The organism is Bradyrhizobium sp. NAS96.2, assembly GCF_001908235.1.
Lineage (GTDB): Bacteria > Pseudomonadota > Alphaproteobacteria > Rhizobiales > Xanthobacteraceae > Bradyrhizobium.
Genome location: NZ_LGHK01000031.1, coordinates 1 through 17,990, shown reverse-complemented (window position 1 = coordinate 17,990; position 17,990 = coordinate 1). Strand labels below are relative to the sequence as shown.

Genomic DNA, 17,990 nt, shown 5'->3' with positions numbered 1-17,990 from the left:
ACCGGCAAAGAAATTCCCCGACATGGCATTCAACAAAGACGTCATTGAAGCAATCGGCAACACCCCCCTCATCAAGCTGAAACGTGCATCCGAACTGACCGGTTGCACCATTCTCGGCAAGGCCGAATTCATGAATCCCGGCCAGTCGGTCAAGGATCGTGCCGGCAAGGGGATGATCCTGGAGGCCGAAAAGCGCGGCGATCTGAAGCCCGGTGGCCTGGTGGTCGAATCGACCGCGGGCAATACCGGCATCGGGCTTGCGGTCGTGGCGAGTGCGCGCGGCTACCGCACCCTGATCGTCATTCCGGAGACGCAGAGCCAGGAAAAGAAGGACATGCTGCGGCTGTGCGGCGCCGAGCTGGTCGAGGCGCCGGCGCTGCCCTATTCCAATCCGAACAACTATCAGCACCTCGGCAGGCGTCTCGCCGATCAGCTGCGCAAGACCGAGCCGAACGGCGTGCTGTTCGCCGACCAGTGGAACAACCTCGACAATCCCAAGGCGCATTACGACTCGACCGGGCCCGAGATCTGGCAGCAGACCAACGGCAAGGTCGACGGCTTCATCTGCTCGGTCGGCACCGGCGGCACGCTCGCCGGCATCAGCCGCTATCTGAAGGAAAAGAACAAGGACATCGTCACCGCCTGCGCCGATCCGCATGGCTTTGCGATGTACGAACTGTTCAAGAACGGCCAGGTCAAATCGACGCCCGGCGACTCGATCACGGAAGGCATCGGCCTCGGACGCAAGACGCCGGTTGTCGAGACCGCGAATGTCGACGACGCGTTCCTGGTCTCCGACGAGGACGCCGTGACCATCATCTATGAGCTGCTGGAGCACGAAGGCCTGTGCCTCGGCGGCTCGACCGGCGTCAACATCGCCGGCGCGATCCAGCTTGCCAAGCAGCTCGGCCCCGGCAAGACCATCGTCACCATCCTCGCCGATTCCGGCAACCGCTATCAGTCCAAGCTGTTCAACCCGGCCTTCATGCGTTCGAAGAATCTGCCGGTCCCGGAATGGCTGGAAAAGCGCAGCAAGATCGAGCTGCCGTTCGTATAGTCTAGTTGCGAACGAGCCTCGTCATTCCGGGATGGTGCGTCAGCACCAGACCCGGAATCTCGAGAGTCCGGGTTCGATTCTTACGCATCGCCCCGGAATGACTGCAACAATCACCGCAAGATCTGGCTCAGGAACAGCTTCGACCGCGCATGCTGCGGGTTGGCGAAGAATTCCTGCGGCGTGTTCGACTCGATGATCTGACCGGCGTCCATGAACACGACGCGGTTGGCGACCTCGCGGGCGAAGCCCATTTCGTGAGTCACGACCAGCATGGTCATGCCCTCCCTGGCGAGATCGACCATGGTGTCGAGCACCTCCTTGACCATTTCCGGATCGAGCGCCGAGGTCGGCTCGTCGAACAGCATCACCTTCGGGTTCATGGTCAGCGCGCGGGCGATCGCGACGCGCTGCTGCTGACCGCCCGACATCTGGCCGGGGAACTTGTTGGCCTGATGCGGGATCTTGACCCGCTCGAGGAACTTCATTGCGGTCGCCTCGGCATCCTTCTTCGGGATGTTGCGCACCCAGATCGGCGCCAGCGTGCAATTGTCCAGCACGGTCAGATGCGGGAACAGGTTGAAGCTCTGGAACACCATGCCGACCTCGCGCCGCACCTCGTCGACCCGGCGCAGGTTCGGGCCGAGCTCGATGCCGTCGACCACGATCTCGCCCTCCTGGAACTCCTCCAGCGCGTTGATGCAGCGGATCAGGGTCGACTTGCCCGATCCGGACGGGCCGCAGATCACGATGCGCTCGCCCTTGCCGACCTCAAGGTTGATGTCGCGCAACACGTGGAAGTCGCCGTACCATTTGTTGAGCGTGGAAATGTTGACGATCGGGTTTGTGGACATGGTGACCTTGTTCAGTGGCGGCGATGAGCGTTGAGCCGATTTTCGACGAACAGCGAGTAGCGCGACATTCCAAAGCAGAACACGAAATAGATCATTCCGGCAAACGCGAAGCCGGTAAAGGCCGTCGTCGGCGTCGACCAGTTCGGGTCCGAGAACGACGCCCGCAGCGAACCCAACAGATCGAACAGCGCCACGATCGACACCAGCGAAGTATCCTTGAACAGCGAGATGAAGCTGTTGACGATGCCGGGAATGACGTAGCGCAGCGCCTGCGGCAGCACGATCAGCGACGTCGTCTTCCACCAGGACAGGCCGAGCGCCGATGCGGCTTCCGCCTGCCCGCGCGCCACCGCAGCGAGCCCGCCCCTGATCACCTCCGCCATATAGGCGCCGGTAAAGATCGCGACGCCGATCAGGGCGCGCAGCAGGCCGTCGACGGCGAAATTGCCCGGCACGAACAGCGGCAGCATGTAGGTCGCAAAGAACAGCACCGTGATCAGCGGCACGCCGCGCCAGAATTCGATGAAGGCGATCGAGAAGATCCGGATCAGCGGGATGCTCGAGCGGCGGCCGAGCGCGAGCGCAATCCCGATCGGCATCGAGGCGACGATGCCGGTGATCGCGATCACCAGCGTCACCAGGAGGCCGCCCCACAGCCGGGTGTCGACGATGGGAAAGCCGCCGCGATCGAGCCCCATCAGCTTGATGCCGGCGGCGATCCCGGCAAACGTCAGCAGGCTGGCGATCAGCGCTCTGCGTCCGCTCCGCATGCCGCCGCCGAGCACAAACAGCACGGCGGAGACGATCACGGCGGTGACCAAGAAATCGCCCCAGACCGGCACCGACGAGAGCTGCAACTGGTCGCGCAGCCCGGTCAGCGGAAAGATCAGCCAATGGATCAGAAAGCCGACCAGGACGAGCACCTTGCCCAGTGCCCAAGGCAGCGGGGCGATCGCAGAACTCTTGCTGAGATTGACCAGCAGATCGCCGGCGCCGCCAATGCTCTGTTCGAACAGCTGCAACAGGCTGGCGGTCCAGCTCACGCCGAAGCCGGCGATGCCGCCGCCATGCAGCAGGAAGAACGCCACCACAGGAAACGCGAAGAAGAACAGGCCGGAGTTCAGGCCTTTGGCCGGCAGGCGCGGCATCAACAGCGGCAGCAACAGCGCGGCGCCGAGCCCATAGGTCAGATTGACCCGCCAGCGCTGGGCTTCGGGATAGAAGCCATAGATCAGTTGCGTCAGCTTGGCCTCAATATAGGGCCAGCAGGCGCCGACCCCGTGCCCCGCCTTCTCGGCGAGGCAAGCGGTGCGATCACTGCCGGTCCAGACTGCGTCGACCAGCAGGAACTTGATCGTCGGGACAACGATGTACCAGGCGAGCAATAGCCCAAGGGTCGTGAGCAGGATGTTGCCCGGCGAATTCAGCAGCCGCATGCGCAGGAAGCCGATGAAGCCGGTGGTCGTCGCCGGCGCCGCACGTTCGGCGACCAGATCCTGCCGGACAAAGGGCGAGGCGGACAGATCGTTCATGCCGCCATGCTCCGGTTGATGCGCCAGCCATAGACGCTCATCAGCGCGCTCGTCGTCAGCGAGAGCAGCAGGTAGACGCCCATCGTCATCGCGATGATCTCGATCGCCTGCCCGGTCTGGCTCACCGCGGTGCCGGCGAACACCGAGACCAGGTCCGGATAGCCGATCGCCACCGCCAGCGACGAATTCTTGGTGAGATTGAGGTACTGGCTGGTCAGCGGCGGCACGATGACGCGCATCGCCTGCGGCACCACGATCAGCCGCAGCGTCGCGGCGCGGCTGAGGCCGAGCGACGAACCCGCCTCCATCTGTCCCCTGTGGACCGACATGACGCCGGCGCGGACGATCTCGGCGATGAAAGCCGCGGTGTAGGTCGACAACGCGACCGTCAGCGCCACGAATTCGGGGATGATCCGCGCGCCGCCCGCGAAGTTGAAACCTTTCAGCTGCGGAAGCTCGAACTTCAACGGCGCGCCGAAGATCAGCATCGAGACCAGCGGCAGACCGACGAGACAACCCAGCACATAGGGCCAGATCCGGATCATCTGCCCGCGCTGGAACAGGGCACGCCGCGCGTAGCGTCGTAATCCCAGCGCCAAGACGATGCCGACCGCGAGCGCGGCGATGAACGGATAGAGCCCCGGCTCGGTGACCAGCTGCGGCACGACCAGGCCGCGATTGTTGAGGAAGAACGTATTGAAGATCGAGATGCTCTGCCGCGGCGCCGGCAACGCCGCGAGCACTGCTAGGTACCAGAACAGGATCTGGAACAAGACCGGCAAGTTCCTGATGATCTCGACATAGATGCCGCCGATCCGCGACAGCAGCCAGTTCGGCGACAACCGGCACAGCGCCACGATGAAGCCGATCACGGTCGCGAACACGATGCCGATCACCGAGACCAGGATCGTATTCAACAAGCCGACGAAGAACACCCGCCAGTAGGTGTCGGAATTGTTGTAGGCGATCAGGCTCTGATTGACGTCAAAGCCCGCATTGTAATTGAGGAAGCCGAATCCCGACGCAATGTGCTGGGTCTCCAGGTTCGTCCGCGCATTCGCCACGATCTCATAGGCGATCCAGGCCAGGATCGCGGCGAAGGCAATCTGGGCGGCCAACCCATTCCAGCCGGTCTTGCCGCCAAGCGCACGCTTCAGCCTGAGGGCAAATTGCAGCGGTGGTTTGCGGGGCGCGATGCTCATCGCGGCAGCCGTTGGCCGGACCGATCAGCGGATCGGCGGCGCGTACTGGATCCCGCCCTTGTTCCAGAGATTGTTGACGCCACGGGCGATGCCGAGCGGCGAGCCGGTGCCGACATTGCGCTCGAAAGTCTCGCCGTAATTGCCGACCGCCTTGACGATGCGCACGACCCAGTCCTTGGTGAGGCCGAGCTGTTCACCCAGATTGCCGTCGGTACCGAGCACCCGCTTCATTTCCGGCTTGTCCGATTTGAGCATCGTGTCGACATTCTTCTGGGTGATGCCGAGCTCCTCGGCATTGATCATGGCAAACAGCGTCCACTTCACGATGTCGAACCACTGGTCGTCGCCGTGGCGCACCATCGGCCCCAGCGGCTCCTTGGAAATGATTTCCGGCAGCACGATGTGATCGGCGGGGTTCGCGAGCTTCAGACGGCTGGCATAGAGCCCGGAGGCGTCGTCGGTGAAGACGTCGCAGCGTCCGGATTCATAGGCCTTGACGGCCTCGTCGATGCTGCCGAATGCGATCACCTCGTACTTCATGTTGTTGCCCTTGAAGAAGTCGGCGAGGTTCTGCTCCGTGGTGGTGCCGGTCTGCACGCAGACCGAAGCGCTGTTCAGTTCGAGCGCCGAATTGACCTTGAGCGACTTCTTCACCATGAAGCCCTGCCCGTCATAATAGGTCACGCCGGTGAAATTGGCGCCGAGCGAGGTGTCACGCGACACCGTCCAGGTGGTATTGCGCGACAGCACGTCGATCTCGCCGGACTGCAACGCGGTGAAGCGATCCTTGGCCGACAGCGGCACGAACTTGACCTTGGTCGGGTCGTCGAGCACCACGGCGGCGATGGCCCGGCACACGTCGACGTCGATCCCGGTCCAGTTCCCCTTGTCGTCGGGTGCCGAAAAACCGGGCAGGCCCTGGCTGACGCCGCAGGACAGCTGGCCCCGATCCTTGACCGTCTTGAGGGTTTGCGCCGAGGCCGCCTGGACCGACAGGGCGGCGGCAGCGGCAAGTATGACAGCCAGGGATACGCGTTTCATGGGCGGGGCCTTTCAGGGTCGTCCGTTGGACGTTTGCTTTGTGATCGCCTCGCATTCACGGGCCATCCCAATGATCCCCTGCAGCAAATAGTGCTGATCAAACCGGCAGTTTGGCGTGCAACCGGTCAGGCAACGGATCCTCGGTCGCGGCAGGCCCCTCAACGTGCGGCGACGGGTAGTTGCGCCGCATCACATAGCGACTGGCGAGCCGGGTCAAGGGGTTGACGCATGTCTTCTACCTCTTGTTAGTAGCAACTCCCGGCTTGGCCCCGTCTTCCCGACGCGGTACGGCCGCGGCAAAAAGTCTAAAGTCTAAAGTCCAACGGCAGCGAACCATGACCTCCTCCGACGGCTCCACGCCCTCCCGCCCGCAAGACGCCGCGACCCGCCTGGTCACGGCCGGCCGCGATACCAAGGCCCAGAAGGGCTTCGTCAATCCGCCGGTGTTTCACGGCTCGACCGTGCTCTACCCGTCCGCCGAGGCGCTGCACGCCCATCGCGCCGAATTTACCTATGGCCGTCACGGCAGCCCGACCACGCGGGCGCTGCAGGACGTGCTGATGGCACTGGAAGGCCCGCAATGCGCCGGCGTCGGCCTCGCCCCGTCGGGACTGGCAGCGATCAGCACCACGCTGCTCGCCGTGCTGAAGGCCGGTGACCACCTGCTGGTCTGCGACAACGCCTATCGGCCGACCCGCAATTTCTGCGACAACATGCTGACGCGCTACGGCATCGAGACCAGCTACTTCGATCCGCTGATCGGCGCCGGCATCGAGACGGTGTTCAAGCCGAATACCCGCGCGGTGCTGCTCGAGGCGCCCGGTTCGCAATCCTTCGAGATGCCCGATGTCCGCGCGATATCGGCGGTGGCGCATGCCCGCGGCGCGCTCGTAATCGACGACAACACCTGGGCGACGGCGCTCTATCACCGCTCGCTCGAACAGGGCGTCGACATCAGCATGCAGGCCGGCACAAAATATATCGGCGGCCACTCCGACATCATGTTCGGCACCATCGCGGCCAATGCGAAGGCCTGGCCGCTGGTTCAGGAGGCGATCCGCCTGCTCGGCGTCTGTGCCGGTCCCGACGACGTCTATCTCGCGCTGCGCGGGGTTCGTACACTATCGGTGCGGCTTGCGCAGCACCATCGCTCCGGGCTCGAGATCGCGCGCTGGCTTGGCGCGCGGCCCGAGGTCGATCGGGTGCTGCACCCTGCCCTCGAGACTGATCCGGGGCACGCGATCTGGAAACGCGACTTCACCGGCGCCTCCGGACTGTTCAGCATCGTGCTGAAGCCGGTGCCGAAGGCCGCAGTCGATGCGATGCTCGACGCGCTCCAGCTGTTCGGCATGGGCTTTTCCTGGGGCGGCTTCGAGAGCCTCGCCATCCCGTTCGACTGCAGCGACTATCGCACCGCGACCAAATGGGCGCCGGGCGGGCCGACGCTGCGGCTGCATATCGGGCTGGAAAATCTCGACGACCTCAAGGCCGATCTCGATCGTGGATTTGCCGCGTTGAAGGCCGCGCTCTGATCGTGCCAGGCGACCTCGCGCGTTAGACGACATTAACCACGGCCGAGCGGCCGTGACGCCGTGTGGGAGCAGCGTCGTACACGTTGGGCGCGTACGATCTCCGGGATTCTGCGGAGATGCGACGGGCACCGATAACTCGCCGTTCACCATCCCCACCAATCCCTTAATTGTCCGGACCTTCCATCAAGTTCCCTTATACTTTTGCGGCCTTAGTGATGCTCCGGGAAGGGCTGTCAGTGCCGTAAGGACGTGACTGCCCGGCTTTAGGGGCGTTCAGACAATCGCATGAAGACGGCACGCATCGTGGTCCTCGGCATCGCCGGCGTCGCAGGCCTCGCGGCCATGTATCTCGCGAGCACCGGCGATCGCAAACCGGCGCCGGTCGCGCCGCCAGTGGTACAACTGCCGACCGTCGAGGTGCTGGTGGCGAAGTCCGACATCGGACTTGGTCAGTCGGTCAAGGCTGAAGACGTGCAATGGCAGCGCTGGCCGGCCGAGACCGCCAGCAGCGCATTCATCCGCCAGGACAGCAATGCCGACGCCATGAAGGACGTCATCGGCTCGATCGCACGGGCTCCCTTCATCGTCGGTGAGCCGATCCGCGACCAGAAGCTGGTCAAGGCCAACGGCAGCGGCTTCATGGCCGCGATCCTGCCCTCCGGCATGCGCGCGATCTCCACGGAAATCTCGCCGGAGACCGGCGCCGGCGGCTTCATCCTGCCCAACGACCGCGTCGATGTGATCCTGTCGCGGCGCGACAAGAATCCCGATCAGGTGCAGGGCGGCCGCGACATCATCACCACCGAAATCCTGCTGTCCAACGTCCGCGTGCTGGCGATCGACCAGGCGCCGAAGGAGAAGGACGGCAACAACTCCCTCGTCGGCAAGACCGTGACCCTCGAGCTCAAGCCCGAACAGGCCGAGACGCTCGCGCGTGCCCGGCAGAGCGGCACGCTGGCGCTGGCGCTGCGCAGCATCGCCGACGTCAACGAGAAGACCGACGAGACCAGCGACAATGCCCCGAAGCGGGGCGAGAGCATCAGGGTGGTGCGCTTCGGCATCCCGAGCTCTCAGACGACACAGAAGTGATGGGGGCTTCGATATGAACACGGATTCAAAACAACTGGCGATGCGGACTACGCTGGTCCGTTCGCTGTCGATCTCGGCGGTCACCGCCCTGATGCTGATCCCTGCCCTCGCCAGCGCGACCGATTCCGACAAGAACGCGGATGTCGCGGTGACGAGCAGCATTGCCGCCAAGACGCGGTTCGTCTCGCTCGGCGTCGGCAAATCTGTCGTGGTCGACCTGCCGCGCGAGGCAAAGGACGTTCTGGTCGCCGATCCCAAGATTGCCAACGCCGTGATCCGCTCGGCGCAGCGCGCCTACATCATCGGCGCGGCGGTCGGCCAGACCAACGTGGTGTTCTTCGACGCCGAGGGCAACCAGGTCGCCTCCTACGACATCGCGATCAAGCGTGACCTCAACGGCATGCGCGCCGCGCTGAAGCAGATGCTGCCGGGCGTGCAGATCGAGGGCGTCGGCGAGAGCGTGGTGCTGACCGGCACGGTGGCAAGCCCGGTCGAAGCCCAGCAGGCCGGCGACATCGCCGCCAAGCTCGTCGGCAGCCCCGACAAGGTCGTCAACTCCATCGTAGTGCGCGGCCGCGACCAGGTGATGCTGAAAGTCACCGTCGCCGAGGTGCGCAGAGACGTCGTCAAGCAGCTCGGTGTCGATCTCACCGCCAACATGAACTACGGCACTGCCGCTGTGGTCTTCAACAACGCCAACCCCTTCACCGCCAACAACGGGCCGCTCACCGGCAATGTGCTGACCGGCGCGGCGCTGAACAAGCTCGGTGTGCCGACCGTTACCGCGACGCTGCGCGCGATGGAGAGCGCGGGCGTGGTCAAGACGCTGGCCGAGCCTAACCTCACCGCAATCTCCGGCGAGTCCGCGACCTTCGTGTCGGGCGGCGAATTTCCAATTCCGACCGGCGTGACCTGCCAGACCTCGAGCACGGGCACGATCGGCAATTGCGTCCAGACCGTCAGCTTCAAGAAGTTCGGCATCTCGCTCAACTTCACCCCGGTGGTGCTGTCCGAGGGACGCATCAGCCTGAAAGTGATGACCGAGGTGTCCGAAGTCTCGATGGAGAACGCGCTGACCGGCGGCCAGGGCGGCACGACGATTCCCTCGATCAAGACCCGCCGCGCCGACACCACGCTGGAAGTGCCCTCCGGCGGCTCGATCGCGATGGCCGGTTTGATCCAGGAGCAGACCAAGCAGGCCATCAATGGCATGCCCGGCGTCGATCAGATCCCGGTCCTCGGACAGCTGTTCAGGAGCCAGGACTTCGTCAACAACGAGACCGAGCTCATGGTCATCGTGACGCCCTATGTGGTGCGCGCGGTTGCGCAGAAGGAATTGTCGCGTCCCGATGACGGCTTCGCCCCGGCCTCCGACGCGCAGTCGGCGCTGCTGGCGCGCGTCAATCGCATCTACGGCGTTGCTGCCCGTGCCGAGCCGATCGGCGCCACGCCGGTCAACTTCGGCTTCATCATCGACTGAGGCGCGGACCTGAAGGGGTTGGGGGATCCTATGACGACACGCAACACACAAGCAGGTCACGCGAGGACGTTCTCGCTGTTCGGCGCGCTCGTCACCACGGCGATCGCGCTCGGCGGCTGCAATCTGACGGGCGATGTCGTTACCGGCACCGTGCCCGACGACTACCGGCAACGGCATCCGATCGCAGTCACCGAGGGCGAACAATCGATCGTCGTGTTCGTCGGCCGCGCCCGTGGCAATCTCACCGAAACCCAGCGCGACGACGTCATGGGGCTCGCCCGCAGCTGGCGCCGCGAAGGCACCGGCGCGATCGCGATCGACGTGCCCGCCGACACCGCGAACGCGCGCTCGGCACAGGCGGTGTATCAGGAAATCCACGGCGTGCTGGCGTCGATGGGCGTGCCCGCCCATGCCATCACCAGGCGCTCCTACCGCCTCGACGACCCGCGCGCGCTGCCGACCATCCGCCTCAGCTATCCGAAGATGGCCGCGGTCGCCGGGCCCTGCGGCGTATGGCCGGCCGACCTTGGCCCCTCGATCTACAATCCGAGCTACAACGAGAACAAGCAGTGGGACAATTTCGGCTGCGCCACCCAGCGCAATCTGGCTGCGATGGTCGCCAATCCGTCCGACCTCGAACAGCCGCGGACCGAGACTGCATCCTACACCCCGCGCCGGTCGATCGCGTTCCAGAAATACAGCAAGGGTGAGACGACCGCGACCACATACCCTGAAGCCGATAGAGCCAAGCTGAGCGACGCCGGGAAATGACCGAACAACAAGACGAGCCACAGCACACCAACGACCACATCGCGCCGGCACCGCGGATTTCCGTGCAGGCGTTCTGCGCCAGCGTCGCGACCGCCACCACGGCGCGCGCCGCCGCCGACGACCGCCGGCTCGCCAAGGCTCACCTCTCCGTCCATATGGGCGGCATCGCCGCGGCCATCGATGCCTATCACAAGGCGCCGACGCCCAATGTCATCATGCTGGAGACCGAGCCGGACACCGATTTGCTCGCCGCCCTCGACGAGCTCGCGACGGTCTGCGATCCCGGCACCCGCGTCGTCGTGCTCGGCGCGCCCGGCGAGACTGCGCCGTATCGCGAATTGGTCCGGCGCGGCGTCAACGACTACGTGGTCGGGCCGGTCAAGGTGCTCGACATTGTGCGCTCGATCTGCGGCCTGTTCTCGTCCTCTGAAGCGGTCTCGGTCGGCCGCCTGATCGCGGTCGCGGGCGCCAAGGGCGGCGTCGGCGCCTCAACCATTGCCCACAATGTCGCCTGGACCATCGCGCGCGACCTCGGGCTGGATTCGGTTGTCGTCGATCTCGACCTCGCCTTCGGCACCGCCGGCCTCGACTACAATCAGGATCCGGTACAGGGCATCGCCAACGCGGTCTTCTCACCGGAGCGTCCGGACAGCGCCTTCATGGAGCGCCTGCTGGCAAAATGCGGCGATCACCTCAGCCTGCTGGCGGCGCCGGCCACGCTCGATCAGGTCTACGATTTCGGCGCCGAGGCATTCGATGCGATCTTCGATACGATGCGCATGACCATGTCCTGCATCGTGCTTGACGTTCCGCATCAGTGGACCGCCTGGACCAAACGCGTGCTGATCGGCGCCGACGATATCCTGATCGTCGCCGAACCCGACCTCGCCAACATGCGCAATACCAAGAACATGATGAACATGCTGCGGACCGCGCGTCCCAACGACCGCCCGCCGCTCTATTGCCTGAACCAGGTCGGCATGTCGAAGCGACCCGAGATCGAGGTCAAGGACTTCGCCAAGACCATCGAGAGCCAGCCGATCGCGGCCATCCCGTTCGATTGCAGGCTGTTCGGTGAGGCCGCCAACAACGGCCAGATGATCGCGGAAGTCTCCGCGCGTCACCGCACCACAAAGACCTTCCTGCAGATCGCGCAGCGCCTGACCGGTCGCCCTGATCTTGCCGAGACGCGCGAATCGTTCCTGTCGCCGATCCTCAAGAAGCTGCAGCCGCGCCGCAGCGATGGACGCCGCGCTGCGGGCTAACCCGAATGTGAGGCGCTGACTGGCCTAGTCGCGACGGCTGGCCGCGACCGGGATCTTGTCGGCGTCGGTGCGGCTCGCGTCCCTGCGCGCCAACAGCCGCTTCAGCGCGGCGATATTGGCCGAGCCTTGTTCCGGCGGCAGATCGGCCTTCATGATGGTTTCCGCCTCCGCCTGGCGGCCCTCCAGGCCAACCACGACGGCGAGATTGGTGCGTACCCGCATGTCGCCAGGTGCGCGCTCCCGGGCACGACGCAGCGTCTCCTCAGCCTTCGGCAGATCTTTCGACAGCAGGTAGGACAGGCCGAGATTGGAAAGCACCGAGGCATCATCGGGCACGATCTTGAGGGCGCTCGCATAATATTGGCGGGCCTCGTCGTGGCGCTCGAGTTGGTCGAGCACGGCGCCTTGCGCCGACAGGATGCGCCAGTCCGGGTCTTCCGGGGTGTGGGCGCGCCCGAGCACGTCGAATGCCTGCTGGAAATTGCCGTTGTCGGCGAGCGCCCGTCCGTAGCCGGCGAGCAGTGCCTTGTTGCTGGGCTGCGCCAGCACCGCCTGCTCCATGACGGCGACCGCCTGCGCCCGCTGGCCGGTGGCGCGAAGCGCCCGGGCGTATTTCAGCGCGGCATCGGTGTCTTTCGGGTTGGCACGGACGCGCTCGTGATAGGTCGCAATGTCGCGCCGGGGATCTGCGGGAGCCGGCGTGGCCTCCGCCGTTTCGCCCAATGACCCGGTGATGTCGGACGGACCCGAGGTCTGACAGGCGGACAGCCCGATCAGCAGGATCGCGGCAGATACCGAGCCGGCAAGGCGGTGCATGCGGCCGGAAGGTCGGGTTAGTTTCTCAGGCATCAACGAGACTCGGAACAGCGAAGGTTCCGGGATGCTCACAGCTTAACCCTAAGTTCCGGTTAAGGATGCCATCATCTCGCCGTCATCCGGCCCCGAAGCGGGGCCGGCGTGCCGGGCTGGCCACCGGCCCTGCGGCCTGATCAGTCGACGAACTGAGCGCCGAACTCGTGCCCGATCCGCCAGGCCAGGCGGCACTGACGCGGACTGCCGCTCGACAGGATGATGGTGAATTCCGGCGGTATCTCGATATATTCGGCGATCACCTTGACGCCACCGGCCGAGATGTCGGTGATCATGCAGTCACGCGGCAACGACCCTGTGCCCAATTGAATTTTGGCGACGCTCCGGCACTCACGGCGTTCGCTCTTGCGGCGATTGACAAACATCCTGATCCCCAAGCCTTGCTGGACAGCCTCTCGTTTCCACCTTCATAGCGGGGAAAGATTGGGAACTGCCTAGCGGATCCCATCGCAATTGAACGGTCATCTCTAGGATTCGTTTACCGGGCTCGCCCCGTCGCCATCAGATCTGAGCCAAGGGACTGGCCCGGGGTTTAGGGCCGTCCGGACCCGGAGCAAGGCGCCACAATCGGCCAGCCTGTTTCGTTGCAACCTCTTCCCTCCCTTCGATTCCAGCGGGAACAAAGGGGTTGATCGCGGGCCAATTGGCTCTATAGCGTGACCCCTTCGACTCGAATTTGCCGGGATATCCAGGACGTATGGGAAGTCTTGTTCTGCTTGATCTGATGGGGGGCGTCGCGCTCCTGCTGTGGGGCCTGCACATGGTCCATAGCGGGATCCTGCGGGCCTTCGGGCCCGATTTGCGGCTGCTGCTGGCGAGAGCGCTGCGCAACCGGTTCACCGCGCTTGGCGCCGGACTCGGCCTGACCGCCCTGCTCCAGAGCTCGACCGCGACCGCCCTGATCACCAGTTCCTTCGCCGCCGAGGAGATCGTCAGCCTGGTGCCGGCGCTTGCAATCATGCTTGGCGCCAATATCGGCACCACGCTGATCGTGCAGGTGCTGTCGTTCAACGTCGCGGCAGTGGCGCCGGTGCTATTCATTGTCGGCCTCGTCGCATTCCGCAGCGGGCCGCGCTCCCGGATCAAGGATCTCGGCCGCGTCTCGATCGGCCTCGGCCTGATGCTGCTCGCGCTGCATATCCTGCTCGATACGATGGCGCCGGCCGAGAATGCCCCGGGCGTGCGCGTGTTCCTGAACGCGATCACCGGCGATCCCGTGCTCTGCATCCTGATCGGCGCGGTCGTGACCTGGCTGGTCCATTCCAGCGTCGCCAGCGTGCTGCTGGTGATGTCGCTGGCCTATTCCCAGTTCATCTCCCCCTATGCCGCGTTCGCGCTGGTGCTCGGCGCCAACCTCGGCAGCGCCGTCAATCCGTTGATGGAGGGCGCACGGCGCGACAATCCGGCGAGCTACCGGCTGCCGGTCGGCAACCTCGTCAACCGTGTCGTCGGCATCCTGCTGGTGGCGCCGTTCCTGCGCCCGATCACGGAGACCATCTACGCTTGGCAGCCCGATCTCGCCAAGGCGACCGCGCTGTTCCACATCGCCTTCAACGTTGCGACCGCGCTGCTGTTCATCGGCGTGCTCGACCACATGGCGCGTCTGCTCGAGCGCCTGTTGCCCAAGCGGGCACAGGAGACCGATCCGTCACGGCCGCGCTATCTCGACGAGAGCGCGCTGGAGACGCCTTCGCTCGCGCTGGCCGATGCCGCGCGCGAGGTGCTGCATATGGGCGACCACACCGAGGCGATGTTGCGCAAGGTGATGGCGGCAATGCTGACCAACGATCGCGCTTTGGTCGACCAGGTGTCGAAGATGGACAACATCGTCGACCGGCTGAATGAGGCGATCAAGCTTTACGTGACCAAACTCACCCGCGGCAGCCTGGACGAGCGCGAGGGTCAGCGCGCCATGGAGATCGTCGCGTTCGCGATCAACCTCGAGCACATCGGCGACATCATCGACAAGAACCTGAGCGAGCTTGCGACCAAGAAGATCAAGCATCGCCTGCAATTCTCCGCCGAAGGCGCCGAGGAATTGTCGGCGTTCCATAAACGCACGATCGACTCGCTGCGGATCGCCTTCGGCGTGTTCATGTCGGGGGATGCAAACGAGGCGCGCCGGCTGCTCACGGAGAAGGCTGCGCTGCGCGCGGCGGAGCTTGCCGCCGTCGAGCGCCATCTGGAGCGGCTGCGTGAAGGCCGGCCCGAGACCATCGAGACCACTTCGCTGCATCTCGACGTGCTGCGCGATCTTCGCCGCATCCATTCGCACATCTGCTCGGTCGCCTATCCCGTGCTCGACGCCGCCGGCGAGACCTCGACCGATCGCGCGAATGCGGTGGAGGCGGCCGAGCTTCCCGCGCCCGGGCGGCCCTGATCGAACGAGCTGTGATCCGCGCTACGTCGGCGGTCGGTGTTCGGAGCCACGCTGCGGCTGAGGAAATGCGGATGCGGCAGCGAGCTGGTTGATGCTGTCGCGCTGCCGGTCGAAGGCGCCAAGGAGATCCCCTTGCAGCACCCGGCCGCCTGACAGTTTCATCCGGAGCGGATCGACATTGCGGCCGTTGATCCGCACCTCGTAATAGAGGTGCGGTCCGGTCGAGAGCCCGGTCGATCCGACATAGGCGATCGTCTCGCCCTGACGAACGCGGTCGCCGACCTTGAGCCCGGACGGGACGCTCGCGATGTGGGCATAGGTCGTCTCGTAGCCGCGATCGTGACGCACGCGGATATATTTCCCGTATCCGGGTTCAAACCCTTCGGTCTCGACGACGCCGGCGCCTGCCGCCGCAATCGGCGAACCATAGGGGGCTGCAAAATCGACGCCCTCATGGAAGCGGCGGTCGCCAAGGATCGGATGAATGCGCCAGCCGAAACCGTCGCCGAGGCGCCCGCTGACGACCGGCTTGCGCAACAGGAATTTGGTGATGGATTGGCCATCCTCATCGTAGAAATCGGAGCTGCCATCGTCCGGCGCCGTGAAGCGATAGTAGCGGCGCGTCTGCCCGCCCGCCGTCAAATCGATGAAGACTAGCTCGGGCTGACCAATATCGTTGGGCGCATAGATGATGTTGGCGACGTCGGCGTCGCCGAGCGGCTCGTCGAGGTCGAAATCGCGGCCACACAGCCGCATCAGTTCAGCGACGATCCCCTCATCGACGTGATTGGAGCGCGCAAGCGCGTTGAGGCCGTCACGCAGCGTCTCGCCGGGCACGGAGTGCGTGTCGATCGACTCGCGTAGCGCGCTCTCGCTCCGCAAGGCGATGTCCGGCTGTTCCGGCGCGATCGCCTGGTATTGGCCGCTATCGGTGCGACCGACGGCAGCCACGGTGGAGTCCGCCCGTTCGATCGACACTTTCGCGACTTGGCCGCGTGACGAAGCAGCATCTCCGCTCTGCTCGACGATCGTGATCTTCTCGCCGCCGGACAGCGTCTCTTGACCGCCAGGCGACGGGAAAGCGGCAAGGATCGCCGGCGCATCTTTCGCAGCTGCGGCAAGTGCGCGCAGAATGGCCGACAGCGTGTCACCAGCTCTCGCGATGATGACGTGCCGATGGCGACGCGGCGCCGAAGGAGACTTCGGAAGGCTGGTGACGTTGACAGCCTCACCGATCGGCGCAGGCGAATGTGGCGCGCCTTCATCGGCCGCATAGGCGCTGGTGCGGCCCGGCAGCGCACGGTGTGATGGACCTGCCCGTATGATGGCCGGTAACTCCGACAGCAATTGCGAATTCGCGCGCTGCTCGTCCTTGCCGCCTGCCGGAACCTCGCGACGATGGTCCTGTTCCGGCTCGGGATCGATCTCCGCGAGCCGCGCCGACACGCGGGTAAATCGACGGACCGAGCCGGCATCGCTCAATTGCTCGATCTTGAGCGCTGAGGGATTGCCTTGTGGGCCGGGCCTCCGATCCAGGCGATCGCCGCGCCGCGCCTCGTCGACCACCTGCCCTGTGAAGTGCGGAAGCGAAACGACCGGCGCTGCTGCGAATCGCGCGCGATAGCCAAATGCGCCGCGAAGCGCGCCACCAAGCAGCGCGACGGCCGCGGCGCCAATCAGAACCGTCCCCGCCATCCAGCGGATACTGACGGCGCGCCGGTCCGGCAAACCGCGCTCGCCGGTCAGCGGCGGTTCGTCGAGCAACGCGACCTCATTGGCGCGCGACAGATAACCACCCGCTTTGGTCGGTTCGCCACGGCTGGTCATCGACGGCCCTCATCCCTCGGCGCATGGACTCGGGATGCCGCCACGCCCACGACAGGCCGTAGATGCCATGCGCCTTGGGGCGATTGTTTGACCGTCGTTCAGATCCGACCGCAATTGATGCCGGGTCGAGCCGGATGCTGGAATCTGTCGAAACTAAAGAGGAGCCTCAGCATACCGCTCGCCGCACGGACGGCGGCGAGGGTCAGTTGTCGAGCGTCTTCGATGCGCTTCCGCGGTTCTTCACAATCAGCATGATGTTGCGGATGTAGATCAGGGTGGCGAGGCCCTGCCCGATGATGATGACGGGTTCGCGCTTGGCGAACCCGTAGACCAGCGTCATCAGACCGCCGCCCATCGAGAAGAACCAGAACGCCATCGGCACCACGCTCTGGCCGGCGCGCTCGCTGGAAATCCACTGCACGAGAAAGCGCGCCGTGAAGAACAATTGCGCGATGAGGCCGAACGCCAGCCAGAAATCGAACTTGGCGATGAACACGTCGTAGAGATAGGCGCTCAGCGCCTGGCCGTACTGAATCAGCATCACTTCACCTCGGTGACGACCGGCACTTCAGCGACGGCGGTCACTTCAGTGACCACCGGCGTCGGCTTCTTGCGGCGGATCAGCCACCACACGCCGGCCAGATCCATGATCCCGATCCAGAGCCGGTCGAAGAATCCGTAATTCGACACGCCGGAATGGCGCGGGCGGTCGACGACGTCGACATAGGCAATCGCCAGCCCCTCACGGCGGACCAGCGCCGGAAGGAAACGATGCAATCCATCGAAATAGGGCATCGTCAGAAACACCTCGCGCGGAAACGCCTTCAGGCCGCAGCCGGTGTCGCGGGTGCCATCGCGCAGGATGATGCCGCGCACCGTGTTGGCGATGCGCGATTGCAGCTTCTTGAAACCGGTATCCTTGCGGCCGACCCGCTGGCCCGCCGCGAGGCCGACCCGGCCGTTGCCGCTCTCGATCGCCGCGATCAGGTTCGGCAGGAAGGCCGGATCGTTCTGGCCGTCCCCGTCGAGCGTTGCCACGATCGCGCCGCGCGCGGCGCGAACGCCACTGCGCACGGCCGCCGACTGCCCCGAG

Annotated in this window: 16 protein-coding genes; 7 read left to right on the top strand and 9 right to left on the bottom strand. The window is 64.9% G+C overall.

Going from position 1 to position 17,990, the window contains the following annotated elements; translation table 11 throughout:
* Positions 1–22: 22 nt before the first annotated feature.
* A complete protein-coding gene (locus AC628_RS08820) occupies positions 23–1,057 on the top strand; it encodes a cysteine synthase A (RefSeq protein ID WP_074126443.1) in 1,035 nt (344 codons plus the stop codon).
* Positions 1,058–1,167: 110 nt separating this feature from the next.
* Here AC628_RS08820 and AC628_RS08815 read toward each other — a convergent pair whose 3' ends face one another.
* The 4 genes from AC628_RS08815 to AC628_RS08800 are packed head-to-tail and all read right to left on the bottom strand — an operon-like array spanning position 1,168 to position 5,683.
* Positions 1,168–1,908: an amino acid ABC transporter ATP-binding protein gene (locus AC628_RS08815; RefSeq protein ID WP_074126441.1), complete on the bottom strand. Its 741-nt coding sequence runs from the start codon at positions 1,906–1,908 to the stop codon at positions 1,168–1,170.
* A gap of 11 nt (positions 1,909–1,919) precedes the next feature.
* Positions 1,920–3,440, bottom strand: coding sequence for an amino acid ABC transporter permease (locus tag AC628_RS08810; protein ID WP_074126438.1), 1,521 nt, complete (start codon positions 3,438–3,440; stop codon positions 1,920–1,922).
* A complete protein-coding gene (locus tag AC628_RS08805; protein ID WP_074126436.1) occupies positions 3,437–4,642 on the bottom strand; it encodes an amino acid ABC transporter permease in 1,206 nt (401 codons plus the stop codon). The genes AC628_RS08810 and AC628_RS08805 overlap by 4 nt, the downstream gene beginning before the upstream one ends.
* A gap of 24 nt (positions 4,643–4,666) precedes the next feature.
* Positions 4,667–5,683, bottom strand: a complete 1,017-nt coding sequence (locus AC628_RS08800; protein WP_074126434.1) for an amino acid ABC transporter substrate-binding protein — start codon at positions 5,681–5,683, stop codon at positions 4,667–4,669.
* 335 nt (positions 5,684–6,018) lie between these two features.
* Here AC628_RS08800 and metC point away from each other — a divergent pair, with 335 nt between their 5' ends.
* From metC to AC628_RS08775, 5 genes are all read left to right on the top strand, one after another.
* The gene (metC, locus tag AC628_RS08795; protein WP_074126431.1) at positions 6,019–7,215 is read left to right on the top strand and encodes a cystathionine beta-lyase; all 1,197 of its coding nucleotides are present in this window, start codon (positions 6,019–6,021) and stop codon (positions 7,213–7,215) included.
* Between the two features lie 285 nt (positions 7,216–7,500).
* Positions 7,501–8,304, top strand: coding sequence for a Flp pilus assembly protein CpaB (gene cpaB / locus AC628_RS08790; RefSeq protein ID WP_074126428.1), 804 nt, complete (start codon positions 7,501–7,503; stop codon positions 8,302–8,304).
* Positions 8,305–8,317: 13 nt separating this feature from the next.
* Positions 8,318–9,784 carry a type II and III secretion system protein family protein gene (locus AC628_RS08785; RefSeq protein ID WP_074126426.1) on the top strand — a complete coding sequence of 489 codons (1,467 nt, stop codon included), beginning with the start codon at positions 8,318–8,320 and terminating at the stop codon, positions 9,782–9,784.
* A gap of 30 nt (positions 9,785–9,814) precedes the next feature.
* Entirely contained in the window at positions 9,815–10,555 is a 741-nt protein-coding gene (locus AC628_RS08780; protein ID WP_074126424.1) for a CpaD family pilus assembly protein, read from the top strand.
* Positions 10,552–11,820 carry a CpaE/TadZ family protein gene (locus AC628_RS08775; RefSeq protein WP_074126421.1) on the top strand — a complete coding sequence of 423 codons (1,269 nt, stop codon included), beginning with the start codon at positions 10,552–10,554 and terminating at the stop codon, positions 11,818–11,820. Before AC628_RS08780 ends, AC628_RS08775 begins: the two co-directional genes overlap by 4 nt.
* Positions 11,821–11,844: 24 nt before the next feature.
* Here the strand turns inward: AC628_RS08775 and AC628_RS08770 are convergent, their stop codons facing one another.
* Entirely contained in the window at positions 11,845–12,669 is an 825-nt protein-coding gene (locus AC628_RS08770; RefSeq protein WP_074126419.1) for a tetratricopeptide repeat protein, read from the bottom strand.
* Positions 12,670–12,809: 140 nt separating this feature from the next.
* Positions 12,810–13,055 carry a PilZ domain-containing protein gene (locus AC628_RS08765; protein ID WP_074126417.1) on the bottom strand — a complete coding sequence of 82 codons (246 nt, stop codon included), beginning with the start codon at positions 13,053–13,055 and terminating at the stop codon, positions 12,810–12,812.
* 332 nt (positions 13,056–13,387) lie between these two features.
* On the opposite strand from AC628_RS08765, the gene AC628_RS08760 reads away from it, so the two are divergent.
* Complete coding sequence (locus tag AC628_RS08760) at positions 13,388–15,070, top strand: Na/Pi cotransporter family protein (RefSeq protein ID WP_074126415.1); 1,683 nt, start codon at positions 13,388–13,390, stop codon at positions 15,068–15,070.
* 21 nt (positions 15,071–15,091) lie between these two features.
* Here the strand turns inward: AC628_RS08760 and AC628_RS08755 are convergent, their stop codons facing one another.
* The 3 genes from AC628_RS08755 to AC628_RS08745 form a co-directional block, all read right to left on the bottom strand.
* The gene (locus tag AC628_RS08755; RefSeq protein ID WP_074126412.1) at positions 15,092–16,897 is read right to left on the bottom strand and encodes a M23 family metallopeptidase; all 1,806 of its coding nucleotides are present in this window, start codon (positions 16,895–16,897) and stop codon (positions 15,092–15,094) included.
* Positions 16,898–17,099: 202 nt separating this feature from the next.
* Entirely contained in the window at positions 17,100–17,438 is a 339-nt protein-coding gene (locus tag AC628_RS08750; RefSeq protein ID WP_074126409.1) for a lipid-A-disaccharide synthase N-terminal domain-containing protein, read from the bottom strand.
* A partial coding sequence (locus AC628_RS08745; protein ID WP_074126407.1) for a glycosyltransferase family 2 protein occupies positions 17,438–17,990 on the bottom strand: 553 nt, incomplete at its 5' end. The genes AC628_RS08750 and AC628_RS08745, both read right to left, overlap by 1 nt.